Origin of the sequence: Sphingobacterium spiritivorum (genome assembly GCF_016725325.1) — a bacterium.
In the GTDB taxonomy this organism is placed as follows: Bacteria; Bacteroidota; Bacteroidia; order Sphingobacteriales; family Sphingobacteriaceae; genus Sphingobacterium.
In genome coordinates, this window is the sequence record NZ_CP068083.1 from 1,128,787 (window position 1) to 1,152,334 (window position 23,548).

Below are 23,548 nucleotides of genomic sequence, written 5' to 3' on the forward strand. Positions count from 1 at the left end.
CTTGTTTTTTAATTATCTGTACGAAATGGACTTGCAGGCAAGCCTTCTGCATTGTAAAGATTTCCGGGCTTATATTTCCCCCAGGCGTATCGGACATACAGGGGTTGTTTAACCTGTTCGCTGCTTACCTGCACCTGAGTTCCCTGAACTGAAGCGGTAGCGGGATAATAATGCTGATCTGCACCGGCAATTTCAAAACCTTTAATTTCTTTGCTGTCTGATAAGAATCCCTTGCTGGCATAATCAAAAGTAAGAATGATCTTATCTTTCTGTATTTTCTTTTTCCTGTACAGTGGTCCTGCATACGCTACCGGAATCTTATATTCTTTAGCTAAAGCCCAGTTTGCCAATCTTTCTCCGGGCACCTGCTTATTGCGGGGGTGTATATCCGTAGAATCTCCTACATCGGTAATGACGACCATCCCTGTGTTTTGCACCGCCTGCCAGGTTTTCAGTTGTGCTTCTCTGATCTCCGGTGGCTGCTTGTAGTGCGGAGCGATCTGCACAAAATAGAAAGGCATATCTTTTTGTTTCCATGCCTTCCGCCAGCTTTGAATCATATTGCTGAAAACCTGCTGATAGTCCTGATATCTGACTGAATTGGATTCTCCCTGATACCAGATTACTCCCTTTATAGTATACGGGACAAGGGGATTGACCATTCCATTCCATAGTGTAGCCAGTGCCTTATTATGGTATATTCCTAGAGGTTCTTTTGGTTTTTTGGGTAGCTGCTGGCCTTTATTTTTTGCCTCTTCATAATGCTTAAGTGCTTTCTGATAGACCAGGCTGTCCTGTGGATAACTTTGCTCGGCTTTATTTTGTTCTTCAATCAATGTACTGTACACGGGGTTATGCTGCATGGATGACATTGGCGTCCAGGACTCTGCATGTGTACCTCCCCAGGTTGTCTGTATCAATCCTACAGGCAATTTGGTCTGTCTGTATATTTTACGACCGAAGAAAAAAGCTACGGCTGAAAACTCTTTTAAATTATCCGGATTACAAATCATCCACTCTCCTTCACAGTCTTCTAAAGGCACTTTAGGGGATAAGGTCTGCCGGACATGAAATAAACGGATTTCCGGAAAATCTGCTTCTTTCATATGTTGCTCTTCATCCAGAATTCCAGTTCTCCAGCCTGTTGATTTTGCTACCGGAAAATCCATATTGGACTGTCCCGAACAGAGCCAGACCTCACCGATCAGTATATTACGAATACTGACCTCGTTGTTTCCCTTAAACAGTAATTCATATGTTTTGTCAGAGGCTTTGGGTGTTTTTATCGTGAGCGTCCATTTCCCGGCATGATCTGCAGTTGTTCTAACAGTTTCTTTCGTCCAGGATGGCTTTACCGTTATCTGCTCACCAGGGTCCGCACTTCCCCATAGTCTGACCTTCGTACTTTGCTGTAAAAGCATATTGTCAGACAGAAGTGCAGGCAGCCTGATATCTGCCTTGCAAATATCCAACAGGACAAATGCAAGGCAGATCAGCACATATTTTAAAACAGCAATTTTCATGTTCAGCATTAGTAAAGCGGGTGTTGCTGTCCGCGTAATCCCGGATTATCATCAATAGTCTTGGTACTCAACGGGAAAAGTTCTACTTTATTTTTTTCCAATCCTCTGTAAAGGTTACCTACCCATGTCGCTGTTGGTGTAAGCGCATTGGCAAAGAACGCCGCAACATTGCTGTGCATTTCCAGGATTGTATATCCTTCATTTTGCAACTGGGTTCTTTCTGTGGCGGTAGGTGCTGCTTTGAAAGAAATATAGGTACATGCAACCAAAGGATCGTTGAACGTGGTTGCAGAGGTTTTTTTGTAGGCTCTGTACAGATCTACATTTGCAAAACGGCCCTTTTTACCGGCAAGATCCAGAACTTGTTGTTTGGTTTCTGTAAGTTTTTCAAATAAAATACCCCATCTGATCAGATCTGTTCTTCTCCATCCTTCAAATCCGAGCTCGAGTTTTCTTTCTTCAATAATAGCGTTTTTGAATTCCTGATAAGAGGCTGGTGTCGTTCCGATTTTACCGGCATCACCTTTAAAAGCTCTTAATCTGACTTTTTCCAACATTTGCTTCGCTGTAGCTGTAGGTGCCTGATTCAGTTCATTTTCAGCTTCAGCATACATCAGTAATATATCCGAATAACGCAGTTCTATCCAGTTGATATCTCTTTTATTAACCGCAGGACCTTTTTCAGATTTCCAGTTTACTCTGAATTTGCCAATGGTATTGCTGGAATATGTATTCATCTGATGCAGATTGTCTGCTGTAATAGCATAATTACTGATCGCGACATCCCTGCGGCTATCTCCCTCTTTGAAATCAAAATAGTAGGTCGGAAGAACGGCCATTGCAGGTTGAGCCTTGCCATAGAATGAATTTTGGTGCGCAAAGATTCCATTGGTGTATCCTACCTGTGCCTCATTACGGTCTAAACCTAACTGACCATATTCCAACATGGATTCTCTGTTGTAACGACCATTGATCAGATCCCGGAAAACCGTTTCATAATCTATAAGATCATTTTCGCCTCTTTTCACTACTTCTTCACAGGCATCCCGTGCGATCTGATACAACTGTTGAATACGTTGTGTATCTGCTCTTCTGGCCAGCTGTACACTTCCCGGTGAATAGGAATTCAGATCCCATCTTAACGAATAACCGGCTGCATACAAGGCTGTACGTGCCAGAAGTCCATAAGCTACATTTTTCGTGATACGTTCAGAGGTTACCCCTGATTCACTTTTCCAGGGCAGTAGTGTTATTGCCTTTTGCAGATCTTCAATACATCCGTCCATAATAGTGTCTCTGCTCACACGTGAAGAGGCATAACTATCGGCTTCTATCACCGGAATCTTGGGATAAGGTACATCTCCAAAATAACGCACTACATTCAGCATATTTTTTGCACGGATAGCATAAGCTTCTCCAAGCAGCATATTCAGCCTGGTTTTTTCAGATTCTGCAACATTTGTCATCAACGGGATATTACGAATGATCACATTGACCTGCTCTACTCCCGAAAACATAGCTGTATATGTAGAAGAGGGACTTGTCGCCGGATTATATACATAATTGGAGACTTGATTTTTAGAGTTTGTTTCCCCCTCCGTAGAGAAACATTCATCCGTACCCATTCCAAACTGATAATACAATTCGTTATTAAATGTACTGGTGTATGCTCCTAATACCGCCATCTCGACACGGGGTACATTTTCAAAGATATTGGAACTATCAAAATCACTTTGTGAAGGCAGATCTAACCAATCTTTGCATGAAGTGGAGAATAATGCCGCAGAGATACTGATTATATAGACTAATTTTTTCATGACGCTAAATCTTAAAATGTTAAATTAACTCCTGCTACCACACTTTTTGCTCTAGGATAAGCTGAGTTATCCACTCCTCTTGTCAGGATAGAAGAACTTGCTGATACTTCTGGATCATATCCGGAATATTTGGTAAACGTATGGATGTTATTCAATGTCAGGTAAACACGTAATTTATTGATAAATGCTTTTTTGGAAACCGTAGCCGGTAAAGTGTAACCAAACGTAATATTGTTGATCCGTAGGAATGAGGCATCTTCCAGATAGTAATCCAGGGCATCACTAATGGCTATATTATTCCCTGAATTGAGACTCCAGACCTGATCTTTACTGTGCTGATCCGGATTTAATGCTGCCAGACGGCTCAGATCTTTGGTTTCTAATCCTGTTGCCGGATCTATAAGTGTAAACCGGGAAGCCATTACAGACAATGAATTCTGATTCGGCAGGTATGGCCCCATAAAGCGCTGCGTATTCATATTGAACGCCTGATTACCATAGGCAAAGTTCACAAATACACTTAAATCAAAATTCTTATAAGAGAAAGCATTGTTCATACCTCCGAAATATTTAGGCTCAGGATTACCAATAACTGTTCTGTCATTAGTAGACCAGACTGGGTTGCCGTTGGCATCTGTTTCTCCTGCTGTTGGCAAATACTTGACATCTCCCGGTTTGATAGTTGCCCGGTTCTTGCCTTTCAGAGAAGCGACTCCATTTTTTAAACTGTATGATCCGTCCGGATTCTGATTAAAATCATCTGTTGTATATACGCCATCATATTTATAACCGTAGAATTTACCGACAGACTCCCCTACCTGCGTCATAAAGTCAACTCTTGAACTCAGATTTGTAATGAGATAATCATTGCCACTGGTTCCGAATAAAGCTTTTGTCCTGGACTTGTTGAATGTAATATTAAAACTGGTCTGCCATTGGAAATCTGCCTTCTTGATATTAACCGTGTTCAATGTTACTTCCACTCCTCTGTTTCTCAATGCAGCTATGTTCTGAAACTGATACGAGTAACCTGTTGATGTAGGAATATTGGCCCGAACCAACAGATTTTTGGACTCGTTATTATAGAAGTCTGTTGTCAGATTGACTCTGTTATCTAAGAATGACATATCCAATGCGATATTACTGGTCTGTGTTTTCTCCCATACCAGATCCGGATTTCCTAATGTTGTACCTGGCTTGAGACCAATAACCTGCGTATTATTTACAGCAACGACTGTGGATCCGTAAAGTGTCGCATAACTGGTATTACTGATCTTATCATTTCCGGTAGTCCCATAACCTGCACGGAGTTTTAATTGGTTAAAGAAACTGCCGTCTTTCATAAAACTTTCGTTATGAATATTCCAGGCTGCAGACACGGAAGGGAAAGTACCCCACTGATTTCCTTTTCTGAATCTGGATACACCATCTGCGCGGATCGTTCCGGTTACTAAATAACGATCGTCATAATTATACATAGCACGTGCAAAACCTGAAACCAGACCGTATCGTCCTTCATCTGTATCTGCTCTTTCGATACGGGATGCTAAAGAGACATCATTCAAACCAAAATTACTGGAAGGGAATCCATAATAAGTGTGTCCTACACTCAGATCCTTGGAATACAGAATCTCATGTCCTGCCAATAGATTAAGATTGTGCTTACCAAATGTTTTAATCCAGGACAAAGTGTTGGTCAATTGCCACTGATAGCCTTCTGCATTGGAACGGCTTCCGTACGGCCCTCCATTGTTGCGTGCGGTGACGGTACGTCCGTCATCCCAATAATCTTTACGGGTTTGATTCCACTGATATGCGCCTGAACTTCTAAAAGTGAAATTTTCCAGAAAATTTACTGTAAGCCCTAAATTCAGATTGGCTAAACGGGCTACTTTGTTACGGGTAATAGCGTCATTCGTAATAATCGGGTTATAAATATCGTATTGCGAATCCAATGCCTGAAGATCTTCGGCTATATCCGAATTAATTAATTGCTCATTTGTGAAACGAATTCCACCGGTTGCAGGCTGAAGAATAGACATTTTTAACATGCCTCCTAAAGAGCCGTCACCGTCGGTATTGGCATCCTGAAACAGGGAGTTAAAGTCCAGATTCACACCTTTTAAAAGCTCGTGATTTACTTTTGCACGAACACTGTTTCTGCGAAACCCGGATTTTGCCAGAATACCATCCTGACTGGTATTATTAAAGGTCAGCATGAGTTTTGTCTTTTCATTACCTCCGTTGATATTCAGATTATGATTCTGTAAAATCGCCTGTCCTCCAAACACCTCATCCTGCCAGTCGATGCCCGGTCTGCTGCCATAATCACGCTGGATTCTTGCATACGCTCCTGAAGCAAAATCCGCAGCATTGACATCTCCTCCAAACATATTGGCAAATTGTTGCTGTTTGCCTCCTAATGTTTGAAATTCATACTGGTATTTCACATAATCTTCAATATTCAGTAAGTCCAGTTTTTTGCTGAGCTTTTCAAAACTTGCATATCCGTTATAATCAATATTGGTACGTCCGGCTTTTCCTGATTTGGTGGAGATCAGGATAACCCCATTAGCTCCGCGGGAACCGTAGATTGCTGAGGCTGATGCATCTTTGAGGATGTCAATACTTTCGATATCATTTACATCGATCTTCATCAGTGCATCTTCCATCACAAAACCATCGACAATGTAGAGTGGCGTGGTCGATCCGGTAATAGAAGTTCCTCCTCTTACAGTAATATTAATTGCAGCTCCGGGAGCGCCACTTTGTGTCACCACATTGACCCCTGCCACTTTACCGGTAATAGCCTGTGCAGCTGTAGTAACAGGTACATTGCGGATATCACTGTTTTTTACTGTACCGACAGCTCCTGTGAGATCCCGTTTACGGGCTGTACCGTAACCGATGACTACAATCTCATCGAGTTCATTATTGGCAGATTGCAATACAATTTCCATAGGACTCTGTGTATTGGCTACAGCATCTTTTGTTTCAAATCCTACGTATGTAAATCGGAGATTGGTATTTTGTTTTACCTGAATGGAAAACTTGCCGTCCCTGCCGGTCGTAACAGCTACATTGGTGCCTACTACGGCAACAGTAGCTCCTCCGATGGGTTGATTATTCTCATCGACAATCCTTCCGGTAACAATATCTGAAGTTTGTGCAACACTTATTCCTGTCATTACAAACGCAAGAAAGGCACATAAGATCGCTCTTAAAAAAAGCATATTTTTCATAAGCTGGTATACGGTTTCTATTTTTCTGTAGGAGCTAAAATATAGCTCTTTTATTTTACGCTATTCTATTTTATTACATATATCCTGATAAGGCATTAGCTGTCAGCACAATGAAAAATCAACATGAGCTGCTGTTTCATCGTTATATTTTAATAATAAGAAAAGGGGAAAGGGTACTGACGGTTATAATTATCAGCATACACGACCTCACTCCGGTTTATACTTGTTGGTTCCATTACGAAATTATAGATTGGTTAATCCAAACTTAGTAAAACCAAAAAGCACAACTATCCTGACCTATCCTGAAACGTATTTCAAACAGGCAGAAACCGGAAGGGCTAAACAGAAGAAATATAGATAAGAATATCTACAGACCGGCATTTACATATACCGGTAATGATTGATTTTAAATGTTTTAACAACAAAAAGAGAGACCCCATGAACACTTATTGTGTTCTTTCTTTCCTGGCAGGTCTCTCTTTGGTTGTATTGTTTTTAGGTTAAAGAATTAGAATAAATATTGTTTATATGCTGCTTAATGTGTGTTTCTGTTGTTACAATGGGTAGTTGACATACCAGTTGACAGGATTCATCAGATGCTGTTTAAAGGTTTGCTGATATGCGCCGGTGTATTTTTCGCTGACTCTGTTGGCGAGCATAGCCGGATCATTCCAACGGGAGGCGATCCGTATCATCGCAAAATAAGCTTTTGCTTCTCCGGCACTTTCCATTAATGTTTCTTCAATAATCAGATCATCTACAGCTTTCTTATAGGCTTCTATCTTCTCAGGAGTATTCAGATTATCCTTCGAAAGTCCTGCAGGGTATACGGGAGAGAGATTAACCCGGCGGCGGATACCCCAGTTTTTTGCTAAAGCCACATTCCATACGGTATTGTTCAGCGGATACTGCAGGTTGTTTGCATTACGGGACAGGTATAATTCTATTCCATCATTTAGAAAAGCTTCTGCTTCTTTGAATTTCCCCAGATTATTGAGAGCTTCCACCATAAAAAAGTGAACATCTGCATCTCTGTAAAGGACGATATGCACATTATTTTTATAGATTTCTGAAGCACTTTCCCTGTCTCTTGAAAACTTACGGATTACCCATTCACCATTTTGAAAATAATAGGTGTAATTTTCTCCACGGTACAGGTCTCCAAGTGTATTACCGTCATAGCGTAATTGTTTTTTATAACGGTTCATCGCCACCTCTGTTGGCTTCAGATAATATACAGAGGGCTGTGTATTAGAAAAGTAAGAAATTAATTTATTCGTCTGATTACGTTCAAAATCATAGGGCACCACATTGATCAGCCCTCTGGTTTTTGTAACCGGACTACGGCTGAAAAACTGAATCCATTCTCCGTTGTAATCATCGTTACCTATTTTGTAGCGACCACCTCCATTATCGTATATAAACGGCATGCCCACCTCTACCACTTTACTGTAATTTTTATTCCACAGATACAGCTCCATTAACAATGGTTCGGGGGATGGACAAATCATGTTCCACACCAGATCCTGTTCGGACGCATTGACCCCGGGAAAGAGTACATCTCCCCACACGAGTACATTTTTACCATTCACTCCTTCGACACCAGACTCCATCAGGTCAATCAGTTTGGGAATCAGCTGGTCTAATGTCAGTACCGGAATTTCTCCCACCTTGTTAATATCCAGATTTTTATCATCAAAGTAAGCTGCCTTTCCATAGAGTTTTCCGATCATAAGATACGACCAGACCTTGAATCGTATCGCTCCGGATATAATAGAATTATAGTGTGCTTCTTCTATTGCTTTTGGATTTTTCTTACGGTATTCTATAACTTTTGCCAGGTAATTATTTGCATTGATGATAATATCATAGAATCCTTTCGGATTGGCAAATTCATTACCTTGTTTTTCCCTATAGTAATAGAGATCCCACAGATCCTGAGGAGCATTTTTTGTAGGTTCCAGCAGATCGGTACGCAGGTCAGCCAGAAAAACAGCCTGATCAGCAACTTTCTGAACTTTTGCAGCTATTCCCATGTAACCGGAATAGAGTTCATTCGCATTACCCACATAATCTTCGTCTTTCAGGATATCATTGGTATCTACTTCAAAGTATTTTGAACAACCTGTAAAAAATAAGACTGCACAGATTGCTGTTATTTTCAAATAATTTTTCTTCATCTCTTCAACGATTAGAGTTTCAGGTTAACACCTAATTTAAATGTACGTGGTAAAGGAATTTTACCATAATCGGCTCCTAACAGACTGATATCATAGCTATAGGCTGTCACAGGATCGAGCCCCAGATATTTGGTCCAGGTATAGATATTTTCCCCGGAAATATAGATTTCGGTATTGTTAAGTAATTTGAATTTCTGAGCTCCAAAATTATATTTCAGAACTACATTACTCAGGCGCAGATAGGAAGCGTCTTCAATCCAGCGATCTGAAAAACGACTGTTACCCATCGGATCTCCATAAGTTGCTTTGGGAATTGTCGTCATCTGACCTTCTTCCTGCCATCTGTTGAGGATAGCGGTAGACTGATTCTTATAGCTACTCATGTCTTCCAGGCTGCGGCGAACTGCATTATACATCTTATTCCCTTTAGAGAAAGTGACATATCCGCGTAAGGTTAGTTTTTTGAATCTTATATCTACAAATCCGGATCCATAAAATTTAGGTAATGCATTCCCCAAACTCTTACGATCATCCTTATCAATGATTCCATCCTTGTTGATATCTTCAAAGATAGCGTCTCCGGCTTCGAAAGGAAGATTTTTGAAGTCTGTCAGATTAAGACGTGAAGCCTCTGCCGAATTACTGATGACACCATTGAACTGATAACCGTAAAAATCATATGGAGAGCCTCCGACCTGTGTGATCAGGGTCATGCCATACGGGGCTGTAGTGATCTTTTGATCTATGTTATTGAGGCTTTTCACTTCATTTCTTAAGGTACTCAGATTTCCACCTATCGTAAATCCGAAATCTTTTTTCTCAATAAGTGTGAGGTTGGCATCAAACTCGAATCCGGTATTGAGCAGAGTTGCTCCGTTGACATACATATTTTCGATACCAGCAATGGGTGTGACCGGAACGGCCTGTACAACATCTTTGGCTGTAGTATGGTAGTAAGAGGCACTTAAGTTCAATCTTTTTTTCCATAAACTTGCAATCAGACTGACATCCCAGTTTCGGACATCTTCTCTGTTTAAGGATGTATTGGGAATATTCCCGACTACGATACCTGACAGCTGACGATAAATCTGGCTGCTGTAGTAGGCCTGACTGAGTTTGGATGAATATCTGCTGTTAGCTGTTTTGGAATATCCCGCATTCAGTGTCAGCAGATCCAGATTGGCGATATCTTTAAATGCACTTGTATTTGATAACAAAAATGAAAGATCAACTCCGGGATAAAATCCGAAACGGTTCACATCTACTCCTGTAGAGGATGCACCATCAGTTGACAGATACGTCGACGCTTTCACTAAATTCCGCCAGTCATACTGCACAAAACCATAAAAACTCATCCAGTTCCAGGACTCATTATAGCCATCAAAAGCACGTCCTGCAGCATTTACATAATTGAGCGTGCGATAGAAATCAGAGCTGGTATTACGACCGAATCCCGCATCATATTCTCTATCTGTGATCATTCCCTGAAAGCCTACACCTGCCTGAATATTGGATTCATCCAGTTGTTTTGTGTAATCTGCATTTATCTTGTAATAGATATTGGAATTCTTACCCGATCCGGAACGAGCAGAGTTCAGTGCTACGCCATTTTCCAGGGGCAGAATGGTACGGCTGGACAATCCGGGTATAAAGGTAGATTGTCTGTTATAACTGGAGAACAATCCGAATGTACCGTATACATTTATGTTTTGGGTAGCTTTGTATTTAACACCCGCATTGACAAATACATCATAGATATCCGAATTGATGGTTGTTGTATTAAGCAGAGCCAATGGATTTGACACATTGAATTGTCTGACTATATCATAATCCGGCAATATGTTGTTACGGTCATCTTTTCTGTAAGGACTGAGTATCGGTGCCTGATAAAGCGACGCCAGCATAGGGTTAGTCGCCTGAAGCATTCCCTGCTCATGCAGTTTATTCGTCGCATATGTCAATGCTACACTCGCCGACAGGTCAAATTTCTTGCCTAAGGTAAGCGTTGAATTGAGGCGGGTACTGTAGCGTGTAGATTTACTGTTGTCCAATGTTCCATTCTGATCCATCACCCCCAGAGAGAGATCATATTTGGCAATAGCATCCCCCCCTTTGATACGAAGGTGATTATCCGTAACGAATGCGGGAGTATAGATCTCATTTTGCCAGTCTGTATGATTATTGTACAGAAAATTGTAATAGTAGTTCGGGTCATCTCTTAAAAACGGAAAGTAGCTAATCATATCATTCATATCCGCAAACTGAGACATTCCTACATCTCCGATAAAGTTTTTAAAATCACTTCCCTGCAGTACCGGGATACGTTTGTTATTATATCCTATACCATAGTTTCCTTTGAATTCAATAACTGTTTCGAGATCATCTGCAGATGAGGTCTCAATAAGGAGAACGCCATTGGATGCTAATGATCCATATACGGCAGCCTCCGAACCTTTAAGCAATCTGATACTCTTGACATCCTGCGGATTGATGGCATTAAATACACTTCTGGAATACCCTCCGATAATAGTAGATGTTTCATTATCCGGAAAATATGGCATCCCGTTCAGAATAATGAGGGGTGAATTATCTGCAGTTAAAGTTCTTATCCCACGAAAGTTCAGCACGCTTCCCTCTGTAGGCATTCCACTTTTATTAATTACATTCAATCCCGAAAATTCACCGGCTATTACATCTTCAATATTATAGACGCCATCCTTGAAATCCTGATTATATAAAATGGATGTTCCTTTATTGGCAAAAATACCTTCTTTGACTTCATCAAATTTGAAACGTGTATCAGGGACCAATGTCACCACAATAGAATCCCGCTTCAGTGTACTGACCTGCAGTTCGTGAAATCCGGGACTCCATACTGTAATAAGGGCGGAAGTACCGACATCGTCGACCTTCAATGAAAAATCTCCGTTTTTATTGGTTTGTGCAGAGGTGGCACTGTTTTTTATAGAAACAATTGCATTCGCTACTGCAGCATTATTATAGGAGCTCAGTACCTTTCCTTTTATTACCCGCTGTGCAAAAGCCTGCTCTACACTACACAAACCTATAACCGAGCTTACAAGCAAAATTTTATATAATATATTCACCCTTTTTATCATAACTATTCAATAAGCATTCTTTAAAAACATTATAAAACTGCTTTACTCTTTTAATAATTGTTTTGTGTGGGAATCAACGCCCAATGATATAAATCCATTTGTTCAGCCGTTCCTTTACCCAGTCCGGCAAATTCTACTTTTATTCTAAACCGTCTCACCTGAGTACCATCTATAATGACAGGCCCTACCAATCCTCCCCATCCGTTATACTTGGTACTACCTACGGTATTGGTTGAGCGATCATAGTTCCATGGTGTGGAAGGTTCTACGTTGAGTGCACTTTTAATCAGTTTACCATCGATATAGATATTTACAAACGGATGTGTGGTGGAGCGGAATCCCATATACAGATTATATTCTCCGGGAGGAACTTCAACCACTTTATAACCGGTAGATCCGTCGCTGTTGCGTACAGTCATTACTGGTGTAAAGTCTATAGAAAGCGGTGCTCCTGCAATTTTCTCCCCTTTCAGAACCAGTGTACGGTATTTGTATTCCAGTCCCAGTGTCGGGAAACTTGCATTATCGCGGTCTGTCGGGACAACACTGGTCGCATTGCGTACTGTAAACAGGTTTGCTTTTTCATTATCCGGCACATATTCCCAATAATGAAAAAACTGTTTGATCATGTCGATATGTACATTGTTAGGTACTTTCAGTTTCGAGATTTCAAATATTCTGCCGTTACTCATTCTTTTATAAGCCGGATTTACTTGCTGAACACTTGTTTTCCACAGTTTGTTGAAAGCCGAATATATATTTTCTTCACTGCCATAATCATCAACCAGTTTATTATAAAAGATAGCTTCTTTGATCCAGGACATAGCTTTGAGATAATCATCCTCTTCAAATGTTTTCCCAAACTGAGCATAGAGACTTCTCAAATCATTAAAACAATTGTTCAGCACCTGATTGCTTGGCAGAAACATACTGACCTGTACAAATTCTGAACGGATATTTGCTTTTTCAAAAATCGGATTCTTGATCACATAGGCTGAATCATAAACGGTATTTCCGGTAGGATCCACACCTATAGGAATACTGTTGGCCAGATCAAAAATGGTATCATTAAGTCGCAGAATAGTATCCCGGATAATGGAATAATCAGATCCCAGTCCTTCCAGATATTCATAGATACTTACATCCGGTTTCATGAGTTCATTAATCTCATGCACAACTCCGTTTTTACATAGTTGATTACCATTGACAAGAACTGCATCTCCTATCTGATATTTACCTGAAGCATCCTGATTAATAGACAGGTATTTTCCATTCAATGTCTTCAGTCGTAATCCTTTTTTAAGTTTAGAGACATCATAGGTAAGATTGTTCATATGGTAACCCATCACATACTTTTCATCCAGATTTAATTGTGCCAGGCGGTCCATCTGTTCATTATTTACCACCCATACCGTCAGATACTGATCTCTTTGCAGCTCCTGTGCCAACCCGGCTTCTTCTAATTTTGCTACAAATTTGCTATACTCCGGTTTTGATTTCAGGTAGTCCAAAAGATTTAAAGGAGATACGGTAGTCGTTCCTTCTGATGTTCCATAATGGCTGTCCCAGGCTTTTTTACAGCTCGAAAAGCAGAGCACTGCTGCTATAAGAGCAAAAATTAATCTTTTCATAATCGTAATATTTAGTCTATAGGATCAAATCGTATATAATCCAGCGTAATCAGCTTTCCATCTAAAGAAAGTATACGCAGTTTGTGAGATGTTGTCTCTTCAAAAGTGACATTGCCGAGAGACTGTTCCAGCTGTCTGTCTGTACGTGTGTTACTAATAGTATGTTTTTCTCTCATCAACGCCCCATCCAGAATAAATGAACAGATTCCTGTGGACGTTGCCTGAATAGGGCTTGGCCAGAAGAAGGTCACTTTGTACTTACCTTTTACGATTACAGGGCTGTTCATTTCTATCCAGCCTGACTCTCCCAGGGTAACGCGCAAATGATCGTAATTCAGCACTTCACTGTAATAAATACCATCTGCCGGTCGGCTGTTACGGTAAATCAACACATTGCTTCGTGTCTCCGGGCGTGCACTCCAGATAATACTCTTGAGGTCTCCGGTAATAAATGTTTTGTTATACTGTGCACTCAGATTTGGTTTCTTAAACTGGGTTACATTGGCTTCTATATCCGGATAGTCGGACAATTCCCAGATGACGGATACCCTTTCCGGTGTAAACACCGGCATCCAGTTATTCACTTCATGCAATACTCCGTTTTTACACAGCACATTGAACTCTAAAAATTTAATTCCTGTAGTATTAGCCGCATTACTGTTCAACAGTAATTCTCCCTGTCCTTCCGACATCTTGATGAGTTGTTTGTCTGCTAATGTGTTGATATTCATCTTACGCTGTCCTGAAGGGAACTGACCAAGACTGGCATAATCTCTCAACTGACCAAGAAGATGATAAGCGACATATTGATTCAGGGGATTCTTCACATCTGTATAAGGCAGTCCATTACTGGCGGATAACTTAGTAATAAGATCAGCGATACTTCTCACATTGTCCGCAGCAAAAGTCTGATTGGAGACTGCAAATGCGGTATAGCGGTACCGGATTTCTATAGGGTTACCCTGTTCATCTGTGGAAGGTGTATATACTGTTTTCAAACGTTCTTCATAACCGGCCATTTTCACTGCTTCATAGAAGATACTGAATTTGTCCTGTTGAAGACGGTCAATGATCGTTTCTGTCAACGGCGTCAATACATCTTCGATAACATGTATAATTCCGTTGGTTGCTTTTACATCAAATTTTTTAAACCGGGAAAGTCCGTTAAGATATACGGCTTCAAGCCCTCCTCCTCTGAATTCTATACTCAGGTTATCATCCGTTTCATTAAGTTCGTCAATAGCTCCACTCTGAAACTGTCCCAGATCAATAACAGTTCCTGCAATCAGATGATAGCGGACCAGATAAGCAGCATCTTCTTTGGACATATCCTGCACACTTGCATAACCTTTGGCTTTTAAATAGCGGTCAACACCTTCATTAGAGGGTACAAAATGGGTATAATTTGCATTCAGATTAAGTGTATTGTACAGATCCGCCTGATTCAAGACTTCTACCCAACGGGAGAATTGATCTGGATGCTGCTTGAGATATACTGAAATCGGGAATTCATCATAAGCTGTGAAGGTTTTATCTTCAAAGCTATCTTTACAGCTATTGACCAGTAACAGCGGAAACAACAGCAAGAATGCCTGTATGGTCCGGTGTAAGTTATAAATTCGTTTCATAGTTGGTTAGTTTAAGCTATCGTAATAGGGATTCTGCACCAGTAAGCGATTCGATTTCAACTCGTCAATATGAATCGGCAGGTAGTGTGAATTGTTATTTAATAATTTGGACCGTATTATCGGAGATGAGCCTCCTGCTGTACCCAAGAGCACTTGTTCGATAAGGTAATCCTTATACTCATAATTATTTCTCTTGCCGACACGCAGTAGATCATACCATCTCTTTCCTTCACCTATAAATTCGAGTGCTTTTTCATTCAATACGATATTCAGCATCTCCAACTGATTAGAGGCAATAGAGAGGGGTTGAGTGATTCCCGCACGGGCACGTACTGCTGAAACCAGGTCCAGTGCTTCCTGATAATGGCTGGCTCCTTTCATCACATATGCCTCTGCTTTCATCAGATAGATATCGGCCATACGATAGAGTATCCAGTTTTGGTCGTTATTCTGACGTGGAATAGCAGTTCCACCTTCTGAACCCAAATATTTCCACACCTTGAAATCGACACCGGAATAAGATGCAGCAAGGCCACGTATATCATCCGGATTCTGCTGAAATCTGGCCACCATAAGCGGAGAAATAATCCAGTTGTAAGAAGAACCGAACCAACTGATAAGGCCATTGGTTTGATTTTTTGTAAAGTCAAACTGAATTTCAAAAATCCCTTCATTTGAATTGCCCGGACTGAATATGGTAAACCAGTTATTTTTTGTATTTACTTTCCCCTGAATAAGACCTACACGTCCGGAGTTTAATACTTTATCGCAGGCTTCGATGGCCAGATCATACTGCTCTGTCCAAAGGTATACATCGGCTAATGTGGCATAAACAGTCCATTTAGTTACCCGTCCTTTGGTTTCCCATACTGTTGGCCAAAATTCTTTGCTGCTACCAATAGATTGCTGTAAATCGGAAATAATCTGTGTGAAAATCTGAGCAGAAGTAGAAGTCGCAACTTCAAAAGAAGCCTGATCATCCATATAAGGTTCCAGAATCAATGGAGCATCTTTAAAATTACGCACAATGTAGAAATAGGCTAAAGCCCTGAGATAATAAGCTTCTGACAGGTAAGACCGCATAGTTGCTTCATTAAAGGAGGGATCTTTTGCCACGACTTCCGGAGCATAACGGATAACCATATTGGCATAATTGATAATGCTATAGAAGTTTGACCATTTCACAAATGAATTGGAAGGAATAACGTCGAACGATTTGAAACGCTGAAGATCGTTATTAATAAAACCGCCTAATGACAAGCCATTTCCACGGGCTTCTCCCCAGACCAGCATTAACTGTACAGACTGTTGCATTTTTACATACGCTGCTCCGAGTACCGCTTCTACTTCTTCTTTATTGGACCAGTAGGAATCGCTGATCTGTTCGTTTTCCGGTTTTACATCTAACCATTTATTACACGAACTGCTGAACGTTATTATAAAGGCAAAAAGAATAAAAATGATCCTTTTCATATGATTTATACATTAAAAGTTTAATAATATACCCATCGCAAATCTGCGCGGACGTGGTGTACTCGCATTGTCCTGACTCAACATATAGATGTTACTGGACAAGGAGACTTCAGGGTCCTGTCCTGAATATTTGGTCCACGTGAACAAATCCTGTACAGTAGCAAAGACATCAAATCTGCTCAGACCATATCGTTTGACCAACGTTTTGGGCAGCGAATATCGTAGTGAAACGGTTTTAAGACGTACATAAGATGCATCTTCCACAAACCGGTCTGATCCCAGATAATTGTATCCTTCACCATAGAGTGCGCGAGGTATATCCGTGTTATCTCCTTCATGTCTCCAGCGTCTCAGCACAGCGGTACTTTGATTGCCTGTACCTCTCATATTTTCGGTGTCCATACGGGTGCTGTTGACGACTTTCTGACCAAAACGACCATGGAAAAAGGTGGTCAGCAAGAAATTCTTATATCCCACATTGAATCCTGCTCCTGAGGTAAAGAGTGGCATTGCGTTGCCCAGATATACAATATCATACTGATTGATAACTCCGTTTCCGTCTATATCCTGATATTTTGCATCTCCGGCATATACTTTACGAGGTCCGTTCTGTATGACGACTGGTTCTCCATTCAGGTTATACATAATATTACCACTCAAATCACGGGCAAAGGTTTCATCCTGATTTTGATACACTCCGAGATAGCGGTATCCGTAAAATGAGCCAATCGGATTGCCTTCAATGATCTTATGTGCATATTTTCCATTTCCAAATTCATAATTTTCGAACTGCATATTTTCAGGAAGTTCGACCACTTCATTTCTGTTTTTTGAAAAATTGATATTAAAGGAAAGTTGGAAGTCTTCTTTCCGGATAGCGTCATAATTAAACATAATCTCCCACCCTTTGTTGGTCAATTCTCCGGAATTGAAATAACTGATCTGTGAAAATCCTGTCGATGAAGGTAACTCCACATCTTTTTGCAACAGGTCCGTCGTACGGCGGTGATACCATTCCGCTGTGATATTCAATTTGTTTTTGAACAGGGAGAAATCGACCCCGACATCTGTACTAGTGATAGTTTCCCATTTCAGATTTTCCAGTTGTATGGAAGAAGGTGAAATCGCAGTCATATCCATATATCCCGGAGTGATCGGTTTGAATACGCCTAAATATGGCCATGCCCCTGAAGGTGCATTTCCGCTTTGTCCCCAGCTAACTCTGAATTTGGCCGTTTGAAAAATATTCAGATCCTGAATAAATTTTTCATCTCCGGCCTGCCAGGCCACTCCGACCGAAGGGAATCCGGCCCAACGCTGATTCTTACCTAAGCTGGAATTAGATTCCCAACGGTATCCTCCGCTGATGATATATTTTCCTTTATAGGTGTAGTGTCCGTTAGAAATTACCCCAAGATTACGCGTAAGGGTATTGCCCGAACCCATCGATAATACGGATGCTCCTGCGGTCGGATCACTCAGAGAAGAGGATGCATTACCGGAAGTCTCACTTGCATAGCTGAAACGACGGGCTTCATTAGTCTGGAGGAGTCCACTCAGAATGACCTGATGATCTTTTGCAAATGTACGGTTGTAGATAAATTTGTTTTCTGTATTGAGGTACAGATCATCAGAGATCATATCCGAACCTCTGTTAAAGTATGGGTCTGTCCAGATCACACCGGTGACAGACTGCGGCAGAAATTTTTTGTTTTTGGTAGAACGGGTATCAAAACCGACTGTACCGGTATACTGAAGTCCGTTTAATACATCATATGTCAATCTGAAAACCACACGTGCTTGTTCACCCTTAGTATTGTTGACGGATTCGTTGACCATAGCTACAGGATTGTAGCTTTTATCTGTTGTATAGCTCCCCTGAAAATTTTGTCTGGGTGTAAAGTACTGATCCGTTGGCAATCCGTTTTCACCGATAACCCAGGGACTCATATTAGGCATTTTGGTCATTGCCATTCCTCTTGGTGTTGCCAACTTGTTTTCTGTCCAGAAACTATTACGGTCGCTCAGGGAATAAGACATATCTGCATTTACATTCAGCTTGTTGGAGAATTTATAGTTTACACTCACAAGGGAATTGTAACGATTGAATTTTGTTCCTTTTGTAGTACCGATATCATTGAGATAGCCTAAGGATACCCGATAAGTCGCCTTATCTCCTCCTCCGCTGACAGAAAGTGAATTGTCTTCAAAATGGCCAACCTGCGAGACTTCTTTTACCCAATCCGTATTCTGATTATACTCATCAAAATACACCCATGAAGGATCAAATTTGATCTCATTGGTATTGAATAACAGATTGAGATAGGCTGTTGAATTCTGATATCCCAGATCATTGACAGTATTCCAGACCCCATCCTGTATCAGACTGACATACTGTGAACCGTTGAGCATCGGAATAGTAGAAGCCTCTTTCTTAACATCTATTTTACTGGAAAAAGCAAACTGCGTTTTTCCTGATCTTCCTTTTTTAGTTTTAAAGAGAAGTACACCATTTGCTCCTTTAGAACCCCAGATAGCAGTAGCTGCTGCATCTTTGAGCACTTCTATGGATTCGATATCGTTAGGAGAGATATTGACTAAAGCTCCGAAATCCTCATCATTAGCTGTAGAGAAATTGAAATCATCCGATATCTGAGTAGGATAAGGCACTCCGTCTACAACGATCAGAGGCTCAGAGTTGCCATTCAGGGAAGATGTACCGCGGATACGAATGGAACTTTTTGCACCAGGATCCGCACTTGCTATGATATCGACATTCGCTAACCGCCCCTGCAGACCGGATTCTATAGAAGCAAATGGCATCATTTCCAATTCTTTCATATCAAAGCGTTCTGTAGCGGAGACCTGATTACGGTAGCTGATTCCCATTGCATTTTTGTCTGCCGGTTTTTCTTTACTGATGATAACTTCATCGAGCGAGTTTTCATCATCTGATAAGCTCATATTGAGAACTTTCTGCTTACGGTAAGCGACACGCTGGGTTTTATATCCTATACTCGAAAATACAATAGTCAGATTGTCCTGATCCGGTATTTCCAGACGGTAGAAACCGTTGACATCTGATGAGGATCCCTTTAGATTTCGTTTTTCCTGATTCTCGACAAATATGGTTGCTCCTAAAACAGCTTTTCCAAACTGATCTTTTACATTTCCCGTCAATACCAGACTTTTTTGGGCAAATGAATGCAGATAGCAGCTTATCAAACAGAGGAAAAGTAAATATTTAATTTTCATAAAATTTGTTCTTAATCGGTAGGTTTAATTGATATTGTTGAGTCCCGTCTGCTATTATTTAGTAAACACCTTGTTGATCTTGTACACAGCTCCATCACTGAAAATCTTTGGAAATTCACTTGTGACAGTTGCAGTCTCGCCATTATAAGCAGTCAGATTGAGGGCAGTCCCGCTATCCTTAACGCCAAGCATGCGGAAGGTCTGTCCATTACGTTTGGCTGTTATCCAGGATCCTTCAACTTGAAATCCCGGAAACGGATAATCACTGAGCGAATTATCTGGAACAGAAACAAAGTAATATTTCAGGTACTCGGCCAGATCAGCTTTTACCGTTGGTATTTTACCGCTGCTGATCCCTGCAAGTACCGCCGCATTATCAGGCGCAAACAGTAAAAAATTGTTTCCAAACATAAAGGATAACTGGCTTCCGGTTTCCATCAAACCTGCCTGTACCAGCAGCTTGGAAAATTCTGAAAATTCATTTAATGTATTGCCTGCTGCTGTTGCTCCCGATAAGGTAAATTTGATCGTTCCTGTTTCTCTCAATAAAGCTGTTTCAACTTCATAAGCAGATCCGTTAAACCATGACCCCGCGATTTTGGAGGCCTTGATATTGGTATTCATATTATAGGCATTGGAAGAAGAGACTCCTTCATTCTTTACATATATATAGCTGAATGGATTACGTGTACGGAACACTTGTTTACCTCCGATCTGGGTTACATTGTTACTCACGATATGATTAGAAATAAACAACTCCTGAGCTTGTCTGCTCATAGCAACTTTTACACCATCCGTATTTTCCACCTCGACGACTTCATCTCCAAATACCAGCGGGTTTCCTTCATTCCAGAAAATATAACTATCTCCATAAAGGGTATTGAGAATCACTTCATCAGACGGTATAAACAGGGTATAATTCAGATCACGGCTCATCAATGTGCTGATCAGACCCGTATTGACCAGCATCTGAAGGAATATTTTGTATTTGGGATTCTGCAGTACCGGTCCGGTAACACTGTAAAACATATCCGGAACGATAACTTTATTCAATCCGTAATAGACTCCGTTAGAAGCAATTCCTTTAGAAACTACATCCAGATTAGGATCAAATTTGATGACCGAGCCGAATGTACTTTTCAACTGCTTACTACCGGTGATTTCCTGAGGGAAAACAATATTCTCCTGATAGACGTGGTTTGCCATCAATAAGGCTAAAGGCATGAAGTTTACAGATTTAAGATCTGTATAGTAATTGCGCCAATAGCTATTGAAAAAGCTCTGTAAAGCATCATTTTTGGGTGCAAATACATTAAATGCGGTGTAAGCCAGCTCTCCAAGATTGGCATAATCTGCTATTCCTCCCTCACCGTTATAGGACCATTCTGAAGAAATATGCGGCAGCGATCCATGCTTTACAATAAAAAGGGAATCGCCCGCAGCCGCATAATTTTTAGTGGCCTCCACATCATACCACAGCGTTTTGAAACGGTCATAGGTATGCAGGAAATCAGCATAATCTGTTTGTTTTTCAAGGACAGTATGTAGGTTTTCTAAGGGTTCGATGACATCATCAAGAATATAAACATATCCGTTATCTGTAGGTATAGCATATTCCTGTACACGTGCATTAGACATATTGAATCCCCCGTCATTCCATGTACTTCCCGGATAGAAATATTCATAGTTTGATTTAGCATCTATACCTTTTGTACTGAAGTGCATATTGGAAAACACAGGTAAAAAGCGGTCTTTATGAAATATTTTGCGGGTTGCTCCCGTAACCGGATCAGGCAGTGTAGAGATTTCATCTTTACTTCTTGTGCGGTGTTTGTAATACAGTCCTGCACGCAAGGGCTCTACTTTGTCTACTCCCTGCGGCTGATAATTTGTAAATTTCTGCTTATCAAAGGCATAGTAAACAATATGATAGTTAACCACTTTTTTGAGTTCGTTCAAAGGTACCTGATCAATTCCTGTATAACCTTTTTTATTCAGGTAGTTGCGGAATGCTTCATCAGTTGGAGCCAAAACGGTTGAAATTCCATTGCCGATGAGCACACCCTTCATATCTGTTTTTTCTACAGCAGACAGAAAGAGCTGCTGATCAGGGCGTGAGGAAAGCAATTCCCAGGCATTTCCTTTTAACCAGTCAGGGCGTTCATAGTGCGACACCAGTTCACTTTTTCTACAGCCGTAAAAGAACATGATCAGAAACATGCTGCATACAAAAGGGTATACTTTTTTCATAGCGGATTGCATAGGTTTAATATTAGTTTGTCTGGTCGACAACACTTCATCATGAGATAAAATTCCGCTAAGCAATCGGTTGCACTAAGTGTCCGAATAGTTTGCTTCTATACAAGAATATCTCCTGATTAATTTGTTTGTCTAATTGGTTATTATTTAAGTTTAATGTTCTGGTTCTGTAAAAATAGTTAGCCCATATAATACAACCATCCTGCCCTATCCTGACTGCATTTCGTATATAAAAAAACAGGTAATTCCTATTAGCAATGCTTTAAACGCAGCTATTCAGATTTACACTCTGATTACGGCAGAAATTGCAAAAAGCAGAAAAAGAAAAAAAATGTGGAGGATTTAGTGTTCAATAAGCTGTATTACAGGCAAAAAACAGGTTATAAGGAATTTCTCATCTTCAGATAAAAAGGAACTTCGATCTTAGCGGTGGATTTGTTAAGAATTACTTTTGCAGCCAGTTTACCCATTTCCTTAAAGTCGGTAGAAATGGTTGTAATACCGCTCAGGATAAATTTTTTGAGTGGTGTCTCATTGTAGGATATCAGCCCCACATCTTTTCCTATCTCCAGATCCAGCGAAATCACTTTGTCAAGAAGACGAACGAGATCTTCTTCGATGAGATTTATATATACTTCTCCCGCACTAATCTGTTCCTTTTGAATATTGCTGACCAGAAGGTGTTCAAATTTAAATTCCTGGCAGAATTTATAGAACCCTTTTATAATGCCTTTGGGAAAATAACTATTATCCGGAAATATTAGTTTGAGCGTTTTATATTTGGACAGACTTTTATTAGCCTGTTTAAGTGCACTGTAGATATCCTTTTCAAAGTTTTCATATACACATGCATACTCTCCCTGTAGTTCGGGTAATTCTTTTCCCAGCACGATCAGCTTATCCTTCGGAATCTCGCGGATAATATCTATTTCCTGATCCTTTCCCTTTATAAAATGAGGAATGACGACTATATGCTGATAATCTTTGTTAAGGTTTTTGAGAAGGGATTTGAAGTAATTTACATCATTATTATATACGAAAAGATCTATACCGTAGTCTTCGCCCATTGTCTTTACAAATGAATCGTATACGATCTTTTTATGCGCACTCAACTTATTGAAAAACAAAGCTATATAGCCTTTTTTATCCAAATCCGTATGTGCAATAAAATAACCTTTTCCGGGTACAGAGAGAATAATCCCGTTTTTCTTGAGATAGCGATATCCTTTCTCTATCGTATCACGTGACAAATCCAATATAGCACTCAACTCGTTGATAGAAGGGAGAAGATCATTTTTGGATAAATCCCCCACACGGATAGCTTTCATAATCGCATTCGCCAGCTGAAGATACTTCGGCGCAGCAGACGTCTTATCAAGTTGTAATACGGCATGTAGGTGATTAGATCGCATATATAGTGT

The 23,548-nt window shown here is 40.5% G+C and carries 11 protein-coding genes; all 11 read right to left on the reverse strand.

Annotated features, from left to right (window positions below; genetic code table 11):
* Nucleotides 1–8: 8 nt before the first annotated feature.
* A complete protein-coding gene (locus I6J02_RS04700) occupies nucleotides 9–1,532 on the reverse strand; it encodes a sialate O-acetylesterase (protein WP_201680663.1) in 1,524 nt (507 codons plus the stop codon).
* A complete protein-coding gene (locus I6J02_RS04705; RefSeq protein WP_201680664.1) occupies nucleotides 1,532–3,340 on the reverse strand; it encodes a RagB/SusD family nutrient uptake outer membrane protein in 1,809 nt (602 codons plus the stop codon). The genes I6J02_RS04700 and I6J02_RS04705 overlap by 1 nt, the downstream gene beginning before the upstream one ends.
* Before the next feature lie 11 nt (nucleotides 3,341–3,351).
* On the reverse strand, nucleotides 3,352–6,582 hold the full coding sequence (locus I6J02_RS04710) for a SusC/RagA family TonB-linked outer membrane protein (RefSeq protein WP_201680665.1): 3,231 nt from the start codon (nucleotides 6,580–6,582) through the stop codon (nucleotides 3,352–3,354).
* Nucleotides 6,583–7,136: 554 nt separating this feature from the next.
* On the reverse strand, nucleotides 7,137–8,762 hold the full coding sequence (locus I6J02_RS04715; protein ID WP_201680666.1) for a RagB/SusD family nutrient uptake outer membrane protein: 1,626 nt from the start codon (nucleotides 8,760–8,762) through the stop codon (nucleotides 7,137–7,139).
* A gap of 11 nt (nucleotides 8,763–8,773) precedes the next feature.
* The gene (locus tag I6J02_RS04720; RefSeq protein WP_236582292.1) at nucleotides 8,774–11,869 is read right to left on the reverse strand and encodes a SusC/RagA family TonB-linked outer membrane protein; all 3,096 of its coding nucleotides are present in this window, start codon (nucleotides 11,867–11,869) and stop codon (nucleotides 8,774–8,776) included.
* 62 nt (nucleotides 11,870–11,931) lie between these two features.
* A complete protein-coding gene (locus I6J02_RS04725; protein WP_201680668.1) occupies nucleotides 11,932–13,512 on the reverse strand; it encodes a fasciclin domain-containing protein in 1,581 nt (526 codons plus the stop codon).
* Between the two features lie 11 nt (nucleotides 13,513–13,523).
* Nucleotides 13,524–15,140, reverse strand: a complete 1,617-nt coding sequence (locus tag I6J02_RS04730) for a fasciclin domain-containing protein (RefSeq protein ID WP_201680669.1) — start codon at nucleotides 15,138–15,140, stop codon at nucleotides 13,524–13,526.
* Between the two features lie 6 nt (nucleotides 15,141–15,146).
* Nucleotides 15,147–16,613, reverse strand: coding sequence for a RagB/SusD family nutrient uptake outer membrane protein (locus I6J02_RS04735; protein ID WP_201680670.1), 1,467 nt, complete (start codon nucleotides 16,611–16,613; stop codon nucleotides 15,147–15,149).
* A gap of 12 nt (nucleotides 16,614–16,625) precedes the next feature.
* Complete coding sequence (locus tag I6J02_RS04740; RefSeq protein ID WP_201680671.1) at nucleotides 16,626–19,868, reverse strand: SusC/RagA family TonB-linked outer membrane protein; 3,243 nt, start codon at nucleotides 19,866–19,868, stop codon at nucleotides 16,626–16,628.
* A gap of 54 nt (nucleotides 19,869–19,922) precedes the next feature.
* On the reverse strand, nucleotides 19,923–22,118 hold the full coding sequence (locus tag I6J02_RS04745; protein WP_236582293.1) for a fasciclin domain-containing protein: 2,196 nt from the start codon (nucleotides 22,116–22,118) through the stop codon (nucleotides 19,923–19,925).
* Between the two features lie 389 nt (nucleotides 22,119–22,507).
* Entirely contained in the window at nucleotides 22,508–23,539 is a 1,032-nt protein-coding gene (locus I6J02_RS04750; protein ID WP_201680673.1) for a GntR family transcriptional regulator, read from the reverse strand.
* Between the last annotated feature and the right edge of the window lie 9 nt (nucleotides 23,540–23,548).

What these genes read in the sequence shown, in the direction of transcription:
- I6J02_RS04725 (WP_201680668.1), bottom strand. Translation starts at nt 13,512, where the DNA reads ATGAAAAGATTAATTTTTGCTCTTATAGCAGCAGTGCTCTGCTTTTCG.
- I6J02_RS04730 (WP_201680669.1), bottom strand. Translation starts at nt 15,140, where the DNA reads ATGAAACGAATTTATAACTTACACCGGACCATACAGGCATTCTTGCTG.
- I6J02_RS04745 (WP_236582293.1), bottom strand. Translation starts at nt 22,118, where the DNA reads ATGAAAAAAGTATACCCTTTTGTATGCAGCATGTTTCTGATCATGTTC.
- I6J02_RS04735 (WP_201680670.1), bottom strand. Translation starts at nt 16,613, where the DNA reads ATGAAAAGGATCATTTTTATTCTTTTTGCCTTTATAATAACGTTCAGC.
- I6J02_RS04740 (WP_201680671.1), bottom strand. Translation starts at nt 19,868, where the DNA reads ATGAAAATTAAATATTTACTTTTCCTCTGTTTGATAAGCTGCTATCTG.
- I6J02_RS04710 (WP_201680665.1), bottom strand. Translation starts at nt 6,582, where the DNA reads ATGAAAAATATGCTTTTTTTAAGAGCGATCTTATGTGCCTTTCTTGCG.
- I6J02_RS04705 (WP_201680664.1), bottom strand. Translation starts at nt 3,340, where the DNA reads ATGAAAAAATTAGTCTATATAATCAGTATCTCTGCGGCATTATTCTCC.
- I6J02_RS04750 (WP_201680673.1), bottom strand. Translation starts at nt 23,539, where the DNA reads ATGCGATCTAATCACCTACATGCCGTATTACAACTTGATAAGACGTCT.
- I6J02_RS04715 (WP_201680666.1), bottom strand. Translation starts at nt 8,762, where the DNA reads ATGAAGAAAAATTATTTGAAAATAACAGCAATCTGTGCAGTCTTATTT.
- I6J02_RS04700 (WP_201680663.1), bottom strand. Translation starts at nt 1,532, where the DNA reads ATGCTGAACATGAAAATTGCTGTTTTAAAATATGTGCTGATCTGCCTT.